Origin of the sequence: Cognatishimia activa (genome assembly GCF_017798205.1) — a bacterium.
GTDB classification, from domain to species: Bacteria; Pseudomonadota; Alphaproteobacteria; order Rhodobacterales; family Rhodobacteraceae; genus Cognatishimia; species Cognatishimia activa_A.
This window is the reverse complement of the sequence record NZ_CP060010.1, coordinates 1,060,655-1,074,543: the sequence shown is the minus strand read 5'-3', so window position 1 is coordinate 1,074,543 and position 13,889 is coordinate 1,060,655. Positions and strand designations below refer to the sequence as shown.

Genomic DNA, 13,889 nt, shown 5'->3' with positions numbered 1-13,889 from the left:
AACACTTAGCAGTCCAATATGGACATATAGATCAACAATAGTTGGTCAAACTCGGCCAGGCCGTCCTCATATCTCTTCGTTAAGTCACAGACCTGCCGGTCTGTTTTGGGTCGGTAGCTCAGGTGGTTAGAGCGCACGCCTGATAAGCGTGAGGTCGGAGGTTCAAGTCCTCCTCGACCCACCAAATCTGTTGGCAAACAATGGGGCCTTAGCTCAGCTGGGAGAGCGCCTGATTTGCATTCAGGAGGTCAGGAGTTCGATCCTCCTAGGCTCCACCATTCTTCGCTTCAGTCTGTTACGAATTGATCGTTAAGCACCACTTGGTTCTGCAACCGTCCATTCGGACGTTTTGACATCGTTTAGAGAGATACAAAGTAGTTTTAAGACTAGTCTTAAAACTACAAATCAACACTGTTTGATCCCCTTGAGTAAGAGGTGGATCTCAGTTTGGTGCTGATCCCTTCTTGGGTGATGCGAGCCTTTGATCAAGACTGTTTCCTCGGTCTTCCAAGGGTCTGCCGGCTGAAACGAACAGAGTTGTCCAAGTCAAGTACACTAACCCGAGCAACCAAGCGGTTGCTCATTTTGTTCTTTGTCCTCCAAGCGGGGCCGACCGACATCGGCAGCTTGGGTTCCAGGATAAAGAGCGGGAAAGTATGACTTTTGGTTCAGAAACAGGATCCCTTGCTTGCCAGCTGTTGGGATCGCGAGTGACTTATGTCTCTCTCTTTCTGGATCAAATCAAGCGCGAGAAGGGCGTTTGGTGGATGCCTTGGCAGTAAGAGGCGATGAAAGACGTGATACTCTGCGATAAGTCATGGGGAGCTGAGAATAAGCTTTGATCCATGAATCTCTGAATGGGGGAACCCACCTAACAGTTCGTTATAATAGCACTTCGGTGCTGCTTATAATGTGCTGAATTAGGTACTTTTAACCTGAATACATAGGGTTTTAAGAGCAAACCCGGGGAACTGAAACATCTAAGTACCCGGAGGAAAGGAAATCAATTGATACTCCCCTAGTAGCGGCGAGCGAACGGGGACCAGCCAAGCCTGATGAGTGACTAGAATGCGTTGGGAAGCGCAGCCATAGCGGGTGATAGCCCCGTATAGGAAGCTTTGAGGGATGTATTAAGTAGGGCGGAACACGTGAAATTCTGTCTGAAGATCGGAGGACCACCTTCGAAGGCTAAGTACTCCTTACTGACCGATAGCGAACCAGTACCGTGAGGGAAAGGTGAAAAGCACCCCGACAAGGGGAGTGAAACAGTACCTGAAACCGAACGCCTACAATCAGTTGGAGGCCCCTTGAGGGCTGACAGCGTACCTTTTGTATAATGGGTCATCGACTTAGTGTATCTAGCAAGCTTAAGCCGTTAGGTGTAGGCGCAGCGAAAGCGAGTCTTAATAGGGCGATTGAGTTAGATGCATTAGACCCGAAACCGAGTGATCTAGGCATGACCAGGCTGAAGGTAAGGTAACACGTACTGGAGGGCCGAACCACACCTGTTGAAAAGGTCGGGATGACTTGTGGCTAGGGGTGAAAGGCCAATCAAACTCGGAGATAGCTGGTTCTCTGCGAAATCTATTTAGGTAGAGCGTCATCCGAATACCCCGGGGGGTAGAGCACTGGATGGGTAATGGGGCCCCACAGGCTTACTGATCCTAACCAAACTCCGAATACCCGGGAGTACTAGATGGCAGACACACTGCGGATGCTAACGTCCGTAGTGGAGAGGGAAACAACCCTGACCTACGACTAAGGCCCCCAATTCATGGCTAAGTGGGAAAGCAGGTGGGACGACCAAAACAACCAGGAGGTTGGCAGAAGCAGCCATCCTTTAAAGATAGCGTAACAGCTCACTGGTCTAAATAAGTTGTCCTGCGGCGAAGATGTAACGGGGCTCAAGCCATGAGCCGAAGTCTAGGGTGCAGTAATGCACGGTAGCAGAGCGTAGTGTGACATAGTTCCTATCCTCTTTAGTGCCTTCGGGCACCATGGAGGATATTTGGAGCTTTCGATGAAGCGGGCGCGTGAGCGATCCCGTGGAGAGATCACTAGTGAGAATGATGACATGAGTAGCGACAAAGAGTGTGAGAGACACTCTCGCCGAAAGTCCAAGGGTTCCTGCTTAAAGCTAATCTGAGCAGGGTAAGCCGACCCCTAAGGCGAGGCCGAAAGGCGTAGTCGATGGGAACCAGGTTAATATTCCTGGGCCAGATGGAAGTGACGGATCGTGACGGTTGTTCCTCCTTATCGGATTGGAGGGGCCGCTAATCGGTTCCTGGAAATAGCTCCATCATGAGATCGTACCCTAAACCGACACAGGTGGACTGGTAGAGCATACCAAGGCGCTTGAGAGAACGATGTTGAAGGAACTCGGCAAAATACCTCCGTAAGTTCGCGAGAAGGAGGCCCAGTTTCTACGCAAGTATTGGCTGGGGGCACAAACCAGGGGGTAGCGACTGTTTATCAAAAACACAGGGCTCTGCGAAGTCGCAAGACGACGTATAGGGTCTGACGCCTGCCCGGTGCTGGAAGGTTAAGAGGAGGAGTGCAAGCTCTGAATTGAAGCCCCAGTAAACGGCGGCCGTAACTATAACGGTCCTAAGGTAGCGAAATTCTCGTTCGGTAAGTTCCGACCTGCACGAATGGCGTAACGACTTCCCCACGTCTCCAACATCGACTCAGCGGAAATTGAATTGCCTGTCAAGATGCAGGTTTCGGCGGTCGAGACGGAAAGACCCCGTGCACCTTTACTATAGCTTCACACTGGCATCAGGCCATGCATGTGCAGGATAGGTGGTGGGCATTGAAACCGGGACGCCAGTTCCGGTGGAGCCTCCCTTGAGATACCACCCTTGCATTGCTTGATGTCTAACCGCGGTCCGTTATCCGGATCCGGGACCCTGTGTGGCGGGTAGTTTGACTGGGGCGGTCGCCTCCTAAAGCGTAACGGAGGCGCGCGAAGGTTGGCTCAGAGCGGTCGGAAATCGCTCGTTGAGTGCAATGGCGCCGCCTGCCTCGACTGCAAGACTGACAAGTCGAGCAGAGTCGAAAGACGGCCATAGTGATCCGGTGGTCCCGAGTGGAAGGGCCATCGCTCAACGGATAAAAGGTACGCCGGGGATAACAGGCTGATACTGCCCAAGAGTCCATATCGACGGCAGTGTTTGGCACCTCGATGTCGGCTCATCTCATCCTGGGGCTGGAGCAGGTCCCAAGGGTATGGCTGTTCGCCATTTAAAGAGGTACGTGAGCTGGGTTTAGAACGTCGTGAGACAGTTCGGTCCCTATCTGCCGTGGGTGTAGGATACTTGAGAGGAGTTGCCCCTAGTACGAGAGGACCGGGGTGAACGATCCACTGGTGGACCTGTTGTTGCGCCAGCAGCAGTGCAGGGTAGCTATGATCGGACAGGATAACCGCTGAAGGCATCTAAGCGGGAAGCCCCCCTCAAAACAAGGTATCCCTGAGGACCGTGGTAGACCACCACGTCGATAGGCCGGAGATGTAAGCGCAGTAATGCGTTCAGTTGACCGGTACTAATGGTCCGATAGGCTTGATTTGATCCAGTAATAGATAGACATCTGTCTTCAATCACTGCGATCCAAAAGCCATACACACCTCAGTGTACTGACTTGGAAACTTAACGTTTGTTTTTACTCGGTTTGGTGATCATAGCACGAGTGAAACACCCGGTCCCATCCCGAACCCGGAAGTTAAGCACCGTTGCGCCGATGGTACTGCATCTTAAGGTGTGGGAGAGTAGGGCATCGCCAAACCTAGCAAAAACAAACACATATCTCTCAAAACGATGATATATCTATTCGACCTTGACGCGGGATGGAGCAGCCCGGTAGCTCGTCAGGCTCATAACCTGAAGGTCGTAGGTTCAAATCCTACTCCCGCAACCAGGTCGAATAACAAAAACAAACCACATTCAGAATACAATCGATACACAGCATCAATCGATTAACGTCTGCACATCCTCAGGCTCACACCCTCAAGGGCAAAGGGCCAAAGCCTGCTCACGAAAACCAACTTTAGCGAACATGCAAAACAAGAACTGACCGCTGCACGCCAATTGAAACGGTCGTTTGTGTCTATCTCTACCCAACTATCAGCTGCTTCAACTGTAACGCCTCGTGCTCCAATTCCGTCAGGGATGCGACGCTACTGAACGCGTTTTGTGCTTGCGGATAGCCACGCAAACCTGGTGTTTATTTGCGCCACTTTAACAATGTCGAGACCCTCAGGCTGCCAGGTGCGAAGCCACGCGACCTAGTGCGCGTTACAGGTTGGTTCGAAGATGTGCCGGAAATCGCCTCTCGCGCTACAATGTAAAGGCCGCTGGTGATCACCAAAGCAGAACCTGCGAGCACCGACGTTGTTACTTGTTCGTTAAATAACAAGCTTCCATAAATCGTCGCCCAGATTATCTGGCTATACTGCATAGGTGCGACGATCGCCGCTTCGCCTTTGCGATAAGCAGCAACCAAACAGAAGGTCGCGATGAACCCCAATACGGCGATGCTTGCCATGCCTGCTATGTCAATCAGAGCCATCGGCTCATATACGAATGCGAGGCTGCCTCCCATTGTGACAAAGATTGCAAGCAGAGGGAAAAGCATCATGACAACGGGCCGCTCGTCATTGCCCACTTTGCGGGATATCACAGATTGGAGCGCTGCTCCAAAGGCCGCTAGGACGGCGGCAAGGTGACCTAGGCCAAGCTGTGTAGAGCCCGGTTGAACAACAACAATCACGCCCGCCAAGCCGACTAGGATCGCTGCCGCGCGATGCGCGCCAACTTTTTCACCCAGAAGAGGAATGGACATGAGGGTGACAAGCAAAGGCACCATAAACAAGATTGCATAAACCTGCGCCAAAGGAAGCGTGGCGAAGGCGAAGAACCCGCAAATGCTGGCTCCGACCATCACAAGGGACCTGAGTGCCACCCACCAAGGATGTTTGGGTTGCATGGTGCCATGTGTGCTGTCTTGAACAAGCACGATTGTCAGAAGTGGAAAACTCAGAAGGCTCGTGAAAAAGAGCATCTGAAACGGCGAAAAGCTTCCGCCAACGATACGCACGAGAACATCGTGGATTGCGAAAATAGCAAAGCCGCACAGCGCGAATACTGCGCCTTTCACATTGTCAGACATGGTTTGGAATCCTGAAGCGTTATCGCTAACGTCAGCAATACCATAGGCTGTGCGTCTGACAAGGGTGAACCGCGCAACCCTGCGGCTGCGCGGTCAAAATCTTAGAGAGATGCGTCCAAAGCGGCGAGAACAGCGTCGCCCATTTGCGAAGTGCTCACAGGTTGTGCATCAGAGGCTTGCATCAAGTCCCCAGTTCGAACGCCATCGGCCAGAACCTTTTCGACCGCTGCTTCCAGACGATCCGCTTCCGTGCCTTGATCAAAGCTATAGCGCAGCGCCATAGCGAAGCTGAGAATGCACGCACATGGGTTTGCCTTGCCTTGACCCGCGATATCAGGTGCAGAACCGTGTACCGGTTCATAGAGCGCCTTTGGACGTCCATTTTCCATCGGAGCACCCAGCGATGCGGAGGGCAGCATGCCCAGAGAGCCAGTCAACATTGCTGCGCAATCAGACAGCAGGTCGCCGAAAAGGTTGTCGGTCAGGATGACGTCGAATTGCTTCGGCGCGCGGACCAGCTGCATTGCACCATTGTCGGCATACATGTGGGACAGTTCTACCTCAGGATAGTCCTCGTCATGGACCTTCTGGACGACTTCGCGCCAGAGGATACCGGATTCCATCACATTGGCTTTTTCCATCGAACAAACTTTGTTTCCACGACGTTTCGCTAGCTCGAACGCAGAGCGCGCCACGCGATCGACTTCGCTTTCGGTGTAACGTTGAGTGTTGATGCCAACACGCTCGCCGTTTTCTTCGAAGATGCCGCGAGGCTCGCCGAAGTAAGAGCCCGAAGTCAGCTCACGCACGATCATGATGTCCAGACCAGACACGATGTCAGTTTTCAGCGACGAGAAATCCGCCAGCGCGTCAAAACACTGTGCAGGACGCAGGTTGGCGAAGAGGTCCATCTCTTTGCGAAGGCGTAGCAGGCCACGTTCTGGCTTCACCGAGAAATCCAGATCATCATAGGCCGGACCACCAACAGCGCCGAGCAGAACCGCGTCAACCTCTTGAGCCTTGGCCATTGTGTCATCATGCAATGGGGTGCCATGCGCATCATAAGCTGCGCCGCCGACGAGATCTTCGGAGACGTCAAATTTGAGGCCGCGTTTTTCGCCGTACCAGTCAATAATACGACGCACTTCATTCATGACTTCTTGGCCAATGCCGTCGCCCGGCAGGATCAGCAGTGAGGGGTTGCCCATGGAACTATCCTTCGATTTTCACGTTGCCTTGGGCCTAGCGGCTAGCCTCGGAAAGATCAAGAAACGAAGGGTGTTTTTGGATCAGATGTGCTGCAGGTTCTGCGCTTCTGCATAGGCACGACGACGATCCTGATCGATCATGTTCGCAACCCGCAACATGGCAATGCCACGCATGACCATGCTGGCTGGGAAAAACGCCCAGATTGTCATGGTCCAAATCAAGGTCTGAGGATCTGACCACAGCGCCGGACCCAGTGAGCCTGATGTAATTTCCACCAATGCAGGGAAGATAAACGGCAACAAGAAGCCCAAAACGATATTCACGCGCCCATCGCGAATAAGCCGCGGCAGGACGTCTCCGCCGGCCGTCGGGTCGAACAGGGGTAGGTTGACCCAGACATTGAACGCTCCGTTACGTGTTGGCCAATCCAAAACCCGGACAAAGAAATAAAACAGGACAAGGCTCAATATCGAAGCCGTATAGGATACACCCGCGGCCATGCGTACATAAGAGAATACCTCTCCGTCTGCATGGGCAGGCAAGGTCAGCAAAACTAGGCGGACGGGCGAATAGGGCACGTCGGTCATATTGCCCAGCACGGACGCCAGCGCATGCATGACGCCATTCACGAGATTGGATGAGGTGCCAAAGGTGAAGGCCGAGGACAGTGTGAACACCGAAAAGAAGACCGTCGCAAAGCGGATCCGGTTAAACGGTGGCGCGAAGCGAAATTCCAGAATGCTGGGGTAGGCCGAGAAATACTCGATAAAGACCAAGGCGGCCGCGAAGAAAGCACAAATGAACGCGAATTGCTGCGCATCCGACGTGATGTCCGGAAGCACAAGAGCCGGAGTCGCCACCAGCACCGCCATAAGGATCGCGCGTGTCATCGCGCTTGTGATTTGTGCGAACACTGCCTTTTTCCCTTCAAACTCGACCGCCGCAATTCTTTGTCGCGTGCTGTTTCAAGCTTGATCCGCCAGTTCAGGACGGCTTGCCTCATATTTCGTTAATTGTGCCTATGTTTTTCAATTTGCTCAAGAATTTGTTTGGATATTCACAATTTTCGCGTGTTGGTTGTGAAAAATGGTGCTCAATTGCACCGAAATGCCTGAAAACAAGGAATTTTTGGATTTGCACGACGTCAGGTCGATACACGGCTCGGCGTCAAATGCCCCCACCCGAATACAAAAAACGCGCCCCGATAGACCGGGGCGCGTTAAACCTTATGGCAGAAATGTGGCTAGGGGCATGTGCCTCGCAACCACCGTTTCGCGTCTTAGACCCAAGGACGGGCCGCAGAAGCCTGTGCTTCGAATGCGTCGATTGCCGACTGTTTTTGCATGGTCTGACCGATGTCATCCAGGCCTTCCAGCAGGCAATGCTTGCGGTGAGAATCCACGTCGAACTTGATGACCTCGCCTTCGGATGTGGTGATCTCTTGTGCTTCCAGATCCACAGTCACGCGCGCGTTCGCGCCCTTCTCGGCGTCTGCCATCAGAATATCGACCTGCTCTTGGGGCAGGACAACCGGCAGAATGCCGTTCTTGAAGCAGTTGTTAAAGAAGATGTCCGCGAAAGACGTCGAGACAACGCATTTGATGCCGAAATCCGCGATGGCCCAAGGGGCGTGCTCACGTGAGGACCCACAGCCGAAGTTGTCGCCTGCAATTAGGATCTCCGCGTCGCGATACTGCGGTTTGTTCAGCACGAAGTCTTCGATCTCGGAGCCGTCGCGGTTAAAGCGCATCTCGTCAAAGAGGTGCTTGCCAAAACCCGAGCGTTGGATCGACTTCAGAAAGACCTTTGGGATGATCATATCGGTGTCGATATTCACCAGCGGCATAGGGGCCGCGATACCCTGGAGTTTTTCAAACTTTTCCATCTGTCAGGCTCCTTAGTTCAGTTCACGTACGTCGGTCAGCTTGCCGGTGAGGGCAGCGGCTGCAGCCATCGCAGGGGACACAAGGTGCGTACGCCCTTTGTAGCCCTGACGACCTTCGAAGTTCCGGTTGGATGTTGCGGCACAGCGCTCTTCTGGCGCCAGCTGGTCTGGGTTCATCGCCAGACACATCGAGCATCCTGCCATGCGCCATTCAAAGCCGGCCTCCTGGAAGATCTCGGCAAGACCCTCTTCTTCCGCTTGCGCCCGAACCAAGCCGGAACCCGGCACGATCATCGCGCGGTTCACGGCGATTTTCTTGCCTTTGACGACTTCGGCAACGGCACGCAGGTCTTCGATACGACCGTTGGTGCAAGACCCGATAAATACGGTGTCGATCTCGATGGAATCCAGACGCTGGCCCGGTGTCAGACCCATATACTCGATGGAACGACGGGCCGCCTCGACCTTGCCGCCTTCGAAATCTTCTGGGTTTGGAACAACGCCAGTGATCGGCAGAACGTCCTCAGGAGACGTGCCCCAAGTCACAACCGGCTGGATGTCTTCGCCCTTCAGCGTGACGACCTTGTCAAAATGAGCGCCTTCGTCGGTAAAGAGCGTTTTCCAATACTCCAGCGCCTGTTCCCATGCAGCGCCTTTTGGTGCGTGCGGACGGCCTTTGCAGTACTCATAGGTGGTCGCATCCGGCGCGATCAGACCCGCGCGTGCACCGCCTTCGATCGCCATGTTGCAGACGGTCATCCGGCCTTCCATGGACAGATCGCGGATCGCTTCACCGCAATATTCGATCACATAGCCGGTTCCCCCAGCGGTGCCGGTCTCGCCGATGACTGCCAGAGTGATGTCTTTCGCGGTCACGCCGGGCTTCAGTTTGCCGGTGATCTCGACCTTCATGTTTTTGGACTTCTTCTGGATCAGCGTCTGGGTTGCCAGAACATGCTCCACCTCGGATGTGCCGATACCATGCGCCAGCGCGCCAAACGCACCATGAGTCGCAGTGTGGCTGTCACCGCAAACAACGGTCATGCCGGGCAGGGTCCAACCTTGCTCTGGGCCAACGATATGCACGATGCCCTGACGTACGTCAGAGACCGGATAGTAATGCACGCCAAATTCCTTGGCGTTCTTATCCAAGGCTTCGACCTGAATGCGGCTCTCTTCGTTGTCGATGCCCTTGGTGCGATCCAGAGTGGTTGGCACGTTGTGATCCGGCACAGCGATGGTCTTTTCCGGCGCGCGCACCTTACGGCCCGCCATACGCAGACCCTCAAAGGCCTGCGGGCTGGTCACTTCGTGGACCAGATGGCGGTCGATATAAAGCAGGCAGGTGCCGTCTTCGGCTTCATGGGCGACATGAGCGTCCCAGATTTTGTCATAGAGTGTTTTGGGGGACATGGGTCCTCTCCGTATTGATGAAATTGGCGATTAAGGCTGCAATACGGGCACGCGAAAGCGCGCCGCGCCCTCATAGGGCGGCGATGACGGATTTGCTTTGACCGTAAAAGCGCCAAGGCAGAAAGGCGCGGTCCGCAATGTCATAGATGCGTTTCATGGGTCCGCAGATATAGAGAGTCGCCCAGTGCCGCAAGGGAATTCCCTTGTTTTGCGGGCCACCCCCGTGTTTTGATCGGACAAAAGAAAGCAAAGTATGTCCGACGAAACCTCTGGCCTTGATGAGGCGGCCGAACAGGCGACCCCAGTAGAAGGCGTCCAAGATACCCAAGACATCGCCCTGAGCCTCTGGGATCAGGTGCTTGATTTCGGCGTTGGCTTGATGCGGCCTTGGAATGCCTATCAAGTCGGCATCGCGATTGGCTTGATCCTTGTGGCCTTTGCCTTATCGCGGATTTTCGGGCCTATGTTGCTGGATTGGATGCGCAGCCGAGAAGGTTGGCCCAAGTGGCGCTATCGCTATTTGCTCCTACTTCACAAACGTCTGGCTTTGATCTTTTTTGTGGTGTTGATCTGGGCCACAGTTCTTGTCATGCGCGAGGTCACTTGGCCGAGCCGCAGTTATATCCTCGGAATAATCGCGAACCTGTCGCTGGCGTGGCTTGTGATCGCCCTTGTGGCGCGACTTGTGCACAACAATCTGATCCGAGCCGTGATCCGCTATGGCGCATGGATATGGGTCACTTTGGTCGTTCTCGGCGTCAGTGACGAAACCCGCCAATTGCTGGACGCTGCGGCCCTGAACGTCGGCTCCATACGCCTCTCTCTATGGACGGTCGTTCAGGCGGCGGTGATGCTGGGGCTGACCTTTGCTGTCGCGCGCTTTCTGTCGGGGACATCCTCGGCCAGCATCAAACGCAACGAAGACATCAGCCCCTCGATGCAGGTCCTGATGATCAAGTTCCTGCAGGTGCTCCTATATGGTGCTGCCTTCTTTATCGGCCTTCGGATCGTCGGCGTAGACCTCACCGGCCTCGCCGTTTTGTCCGGTGCTATCGGTGTCGGCCTTGGTTTTGGTCTGCAAAAGGTCGTGTCCAACCTCGTGTCGGGCGTCATCATCCTCTTGGACAAGTCGATCAAACCCGGCGACGTGATTTCCTTGGGCGATACCTTTGGGTGGATCAACTCTCTTGGCGCGCGCTATGTCAGCGTGGTTACGCGGGACGGCAAAGAATATCTGATCCCCAACGAAGACCTGATCACAGGCCAAGTGGTCAACTGGTCCCATTCCAATGACTTCGTCCGCCTCGATATCTTTTTCGGCACGGCCTATGGCGATGACCCGCATCTGGTGCGCGAAGCGGCAATCAAAGCCGCGACGTCTGTGGATCGTGTTCTGAACAACCCAAAAGCTCCCGTTTGCCACATCGTGGGGTTTGGCGACAGTTCCGTGGACTACATCCTCCGCTTCTGGATCAGCGACCCGACCGGAGGCCTCACGAACATCCGAGGCGCCGTTTACCTCGCGCTTTGGGATGCTTTCAAAGAGGCGGGCATCAACTTCCCGTTCCCACAACGGGAAGTTCGCATGCTGTCCGATCAGGACGCCGACGCCTCAAGCAAGTCACCGGGCTGACAGTCCAACACCTCGCAGATCCGCGCCAGCGTTTCAAAACGCACACCTTTCACCTTGCCGGATTTAAGCAGGCTCAGGTTCTGTTCAGTGATGCCGATCTGCTCTGCGAGGTCTTTGCCCTTCATTTTGCGTTGGGCCATGACGACATCCAGTCTTACGATGATCTGCATCAGACGAACCCTTTGATGTCTTCTGCGTTTTGCGCGGCCTCATGCATCGCGGTTCCCACAAGAAACACAAAGCCCGCCGCGATCAAAAAGCCGATGTCGCCTTCTGTGAGTGCCATGCTCAGCTGCCTCTGCCCCTCAGGGTTTCCGAGCGTGAGCAGCACACTCAGGACAGGGTAAGACACCAGTCGCAGCAGCGCGACAGCAAGCAAGAACCGACCGATGCGTTGAAGCAGTTTTGCCGACTCAAACGTCAGCACACGACCCTGGCTATAGTGATCAAACAAGCGGCGCATATTGAGCACCATGGCCAAAAGAACGACCAGGCTACCGAGTGAAAACGCATTGGCCAGCATAAAGGCCCAAGTCGGAGGCGCGCTTAGGATCATAACATCGGTGTATATGTCTGACGCGTTCGCAGGCGTCGGCCTTTCAAAGAAAACATAGGCAAGGATCAGGAGAGGCAGGGCCACGAGGACGGTGGTGCAGGCCCATTTGAGCAGTCGGGCGAGAGATTTGGATTCGAACATGGGTTCACCTTTAAGGCATAAAAATTATCGTAAAACAGCAATTAATTATTGATTCTAGATTCGTCAACACCCCTTGCGAAAACGGTCCCCGACGGCGATTTCCCGGAAAACCAGCACGAACAGCCCATTGTGTCGCGCCTGTCGGCAAAATTACCATGACTGCTTCGCAATCACGTGAGGCGCATTGGAAATATCCAAAAGAAGGGTTATCTTGAACCTATGCCCGGCACCGGGGCGTTACGGTGCGTATGAAAGGAGGGCAGATCTCTGTCTTTAAATGTGGACGTGGCGAAAGCCGCTGAAAACGAAATGCCGCAGGTTGCGAAAAGCGATCTTGGCGGTGCCGAGCTGCTAGAGCTCATCATCCAATCCCTGGAAAGCGACAAAGCCGAAGATATCGTGCAAATCGACCTGCGCGGGCGGTCTTCGATTGGCGACTATATGGTCGTGGCCTCCGGGCGCTCGACCCGTCAGGTCGCGGCGATGTCCGAAAAACTCGTGGACAAGATCAAACAGACCACGGGGCGCACCTCTAAGATCGAGGGCAAGGACACTGGCGATTGGGTGTTGATTGATACAGGTGATGTGATCGTGCATGTCTTCCGTCCGGAAGTGCGCGAGTTCTATCAGCTTGAAAAGATGTGGGTTCAGGGCGGTTCCGCCTAAGCTATCAAAGGGCATTTAGCCCGAGGATTTAAGATGGCGCTGAAAATTCACATCTGTGCGGTGGGCCGGCTTAGGTCAGGCCCAGAGCGCACATTGCTTGACGACTATCTGGACCGTTTTGACAAAACCGGCCGGGCCATGGGCCTCGGGCCGGTGAAGCTGCATGAGGTCGAGGATCGTAAAGGCGGAGGCATGGCAGCTGAGGCTCAGTTGTTGGCCGGTGTTCTGCCGAAAGGCGCACGGATCTGCACGATGGATGAACGTGGCAAGCTGATGAGTTCGCCAGAGTTCGCGCAGCAGATGGCGCGGTTGCGCGATGATGGGGCCGGAGATCTGGCGTTTATCATTGGCGGTGCGGACGGAATTGACCCGAGCTTACGCAACCGAGCGGATATGTCGCTGAGTTTTGGTAAGATGGTTTGGCCACATATGCTGGCGCGGGTGATGCTGAGCGAACAGCTTTATCGGGCTGCGTCGATCCTGGCAGGATCTCCGTATCACCGGGTGTGATCAGAGTTTGCGCAGCAAGGTTGCGCGCGACAGGCTCGCGAATTCTCGGCGATAGATCACGAAGACGGTCAGGATGGTGGTTCCAATTAATGCCAATGGGCCAGCCAGCCAGGCGCAGGCCGCCAGTCCGAAATAGACCGACCGCAAGCCGCGATTAAACGCGCGGGCCGCGGAAATATTGATCTGCGCCGCCTGATCCGCACGCAAGTCACAAAGCGGGTCCGTGGTGTCCACTGGCAAAGCGGACATGACGATCGAGCAATACCCGAACAGGCGATTAGACCAGACGAACTTCAGGAAGGCATTGGTCGTAAAGACTAAAATCAGCACTATTTTGATTTCCCAAACGAATCTTGGGGCCTCCATCAAGGCAAAATCGCTCGCCACGCCACTGACTTGATCCGCGTTTCCAATCAGGGCCAAGGCTCCGCCGATGGCAAGCAATGTGGCCGATCCAAAGAACGCCGTGGCCTGCCGTAAGCCTCCGACAATTTGCGCGTCATAGATGCGTGGTTGGCGGTGAATGAACTGCTGCATCCATTCGCGGCGGTAATCAGCCATGAGGTTGGACATGGAAGGTCGGGATTTGGGTGGGTTCTCGATCAGATGGGTCATCCCCCACCAGATCACCAAAACAAACCCGACGGCGACAAAGTCGAGGGTTGTAAAAAGCGCGAGGCGATCCATCCAAATCATGCCTCCTACCTAAA

At 54.5% G+C, this 13,889-nt stretch carries 11 protein-coding genes, 3 tRNA genes and 2 rRNA genes; 8 read left to right on the top strand and 8 right to left on the bottom strand.

Annotation, left to right across the window (positions count from 1 at the left end; genetic code table 11):
• Nucleotides 1-107: 107 nt before the first annotated feature.
• The 5 genes from HZ995_RS05200 to HZ995_RS05180 all read left to right on the top strand — a co-directional run bounded on the left by HZ995_RS05200 (nt 108) and on the right by HZ995_RS05180 (nt 3,915).
• A tRNA-Ile gene (locus HZ995_RS05200) sits at nt 108-184 on the top strand.
• 18 nt (nt 185-202) lie between these two features.
• A tRNA-Ala gene (locus tag HZ995_RS05195) sits at nt 203-278 on the top strand.
• 461 nt (nt 279-739) lie between these two features.
• Nucleotides 740-3,568, top strand: a 23S ribosomal RNA gene (locus HZ995_RS05190).
• A gap of 100 nt (nt 3,569-3,668) precedes the next feature.
• Nucleotides 3,669-3,783 (top strand): 5S ribosomal RNA (rrf, locus tag HZ995_RS05185).
• A 55-nt stretch (nt 3,784-3,838) separates the two neighbouring features.
• Nucleotides 3,839-3,915 (top strand) — tRNA-Met (locus HZ995_RS05180).
• 306 nt (nt 3,916-4,221) lie between these two features.
• Here HZ995_RS05180 and HZ995_RS05175 read toward each other — a convergent pair.
• The 5 genes from HZ995_RS05175 to leuC all read right to left on the bottom strand — a co-directional run bounded on the left by HZ995_RS05175 (nt 4,222) and on the right by leuC (nt 9,673).
• Nucleotides 4,222-5,166 (bottom strand): DMT family transporter, encoded by a 945-nt coding sequence (locus tag HZ995_RS05175; RefSeq protein WP_209357606.1) that lies wholly within the window; start codon nt 5,164-5,166, stop codon nt 4,222-4,224.
• Nucleotides 5,167-5,267: 101 nt separating this feature from the next.
• Nucleotides 5,268-6,374 (bottom strand): 3-isopropylmalate dehydrogenase, encoded by a 1,107-nt coding sequence (leuB, locus tag HZ995_RS05170; protein ID WP_209357605.1) that lies wholly within the window; start codon nt 6,372-6,374, stop codon nt 5,268-5,270.
• An 81-nt stretch (nt 6,375-6,455) separates the two neighbouring features.
• Nucleotides 6,456-7,289 carry a hypothetical protein gene (locus HZ995_RS05165; protein ID WP_245168759.1) on the bottom strand — a complete coding sequence of 278 codons (834 nt, stop codon included), beginning with the start codon at nt 7,287-7,289 and terminating at the stop codon, nt 6,456-6,458.
• Nucleotides 7,290-7,654: 365 nt separating this feature from the next.
• Nucleotides 7,655-8,260 carry a 3-isopropylmalate dehydratase small subunit gene (gene leuD, locus HZ995_RS05160; protein WP_209357604.1) on the bottom strand — a complete coding sequence of 202 codons (606 nt, stop codon included), beginning with the start codon at nt 8,258-8,260 and terminating at the stop codon, nt 7,655-7,657.
• A 12-nt stretch (nt 8,261-8,272) separates the two neighbouring features.
• On the bottom strand, nt 8,273-9,673 hold the full coding sequence (gene leuC / locus HZ995_RS05155) for a 3-isopropylmalate dehydratase large subunit (RefSeq protein ID WP_209357603.1): 1,401 nt from the start codon (nt 9,671-9,673) through the stop codon (nt 8,273-8,275).
• Nucleotides 9,674-9,926: 253 nt separating this feature from the next.
• Here leuC and HZ995_RS05150 point away from each other — a divergent pair, with 253 nt between their 5' ends.
• Nucleotides 9,927-11,306 carry a mechanosensitive ion channel family protein gene (locus HZ995_RS05150; protein ID WP_209357602.1) on the top strand — a complete coding sequence of 460 codons (1,380 nt, stop codon included), beginning with the start codon at nt 9,927-9,929 and terminating at the stop codon, nt 11,304-11,306.
• Here the strand turns inward: HZ995_RS05150 and HZ995_RS05145 are convergent.
• Both HZ995_RS05145 and HZ995_RS05140 read right to left on the bottom strand, forming a co-directional pair.
• Nucleotides 11,270-11,476, bottom strand: coding sequence for a helix-turn-helix domain-containing protein (locus HZ995_RS05145; protein WP_209357601.1), 207 nt, complete (start codon nt 11,474-11,476; stop codon nt 11,270-11,272). The two genes, HZ995_RS05150 and HZ995_RS05145, sit on opposite strands and share 37 nt — an antisense overlap.
• On the bottom strand, nt 11,476-12,003 hold the full coding sequence (locus HZ995_RS05140; protein ID WP_209357600.1) for a DUF2975 domain-containing protein: 528 nt from the start codon (nt 12,001-12,003) through the stop codon (nt 11,476-11,478). Before HZ995_RS05140 ends, HZ995_RS05145 begins: the two co-directional genes overlap by 1 nt.
• 309 nt (nt 12,004-12,312) lie before the next feature.
• Here HZ995_RS05140 and rsfS point away from each other — a divergent pair, with 309 nt between their 5' ends.
• Nucleotides 12,313-12,669, top strand: coding sequence for a ribosome silencing factor (gene rsfS / locus HZ995_RS05135; protein ID WP_209358162.1), 357 nt, complete (start codon nt 12,313-12,315; stop codon nt 12,667-12,669).
• A gap of 39 nt (nt 12,670-12,708) precedes the next feature.
• Entirely contained in the window at nt 12,709-13,179 is a 471-nt protein-coding gene (rlmH, locus tag HZ995_RS05130) for a 23S rRNA (pseudouridine(1915)-N(3))-methyltransferase RlmH (protein ID WP_209358161.1), read from the top strand.
• Here the strand turns inward: rlmH and HZ995_RS05125 are convergent, their stop codons facing one another.
• On the bottom strand, nt 13,180-13,875 hold the full coding sequence (locus tag HZ995_RS05125) for a DUF599 domain-containing protein (RefSeq protein WP_209357599.1): 696 nt from the start codon (nt 13,873-13,875) through the stop codon (nt 13,180-13,182).
• Nucleotides 13,876-13,889: the final 14 nt, after the last annotated feature.

Excerpts from the sequence above, each read along its gene's own strand:
- HZ995_RS05175 (WP_209357606.1), bottom strand. The coding sequence starts at position 5,166 with ATGTCTGACAATGTGAAAGGCGCAGTATTCGCGCTGTGCGGCTTTGCT.
- leuB (WP_209357605.1), bottom strand. The coding sequence starts at position 6,374 with ATGGGCAACCCCTCACTGCTGATCCTGCCGGGCGACGGCATTGGCCAA.
- leuD (WP_209357604.1), bottom strand. The coding sequence starts at position 8,260 with ATGGAAAAGTTTGAAAAACTCCAGGGTATCGCGGCCCCTATGCCGCTG.
- leuC (WP_209357603.1), bottom strand. The coding sequence starts at position 9,673 with ATGTCCCCCAAAACACTCTATGACAAAATCTGGGACGCTCATGTCGCC.
- HZ995_RS05150 (WP_209357602.1), top strand. The coding sequence starts at position 9,927 with ATGTCCGACGAAACCTCTGGCCTTGATGAGGCGGCCGAACAGGCGACC.
- HZ995_RS05145 (WP_209357601.1), bottom strand. The coding sequence starts at position 11,476 with ATGCAGATCATCGTAAGACTGGATGTCGTCATGGCCCAACGCAAAATG.
- HZ995_RS05140 (WP_209357600.1), bottom strand. The coding sequence starts at position 12,003 with ATGTTCGAATCCAAATCTCTCGCCCGACTGCTCAAATGGGCCTGCACC.
- rsfS (WP_209358162.1), top strand. The coding sequence starts at position 12,313 with ATGCCGCAGGTTGCGAAAAGCGATCTTGGCGGTGCCGAGCTGCTAGAG.
- HZ995_RS05125 (WP_209357599.1), bottom strand. The coding sequence starts at position 13,875 with ATGATTTGGATGGATCGCCTCGCGCTTTTTACAACCCTCGACTTTGTC.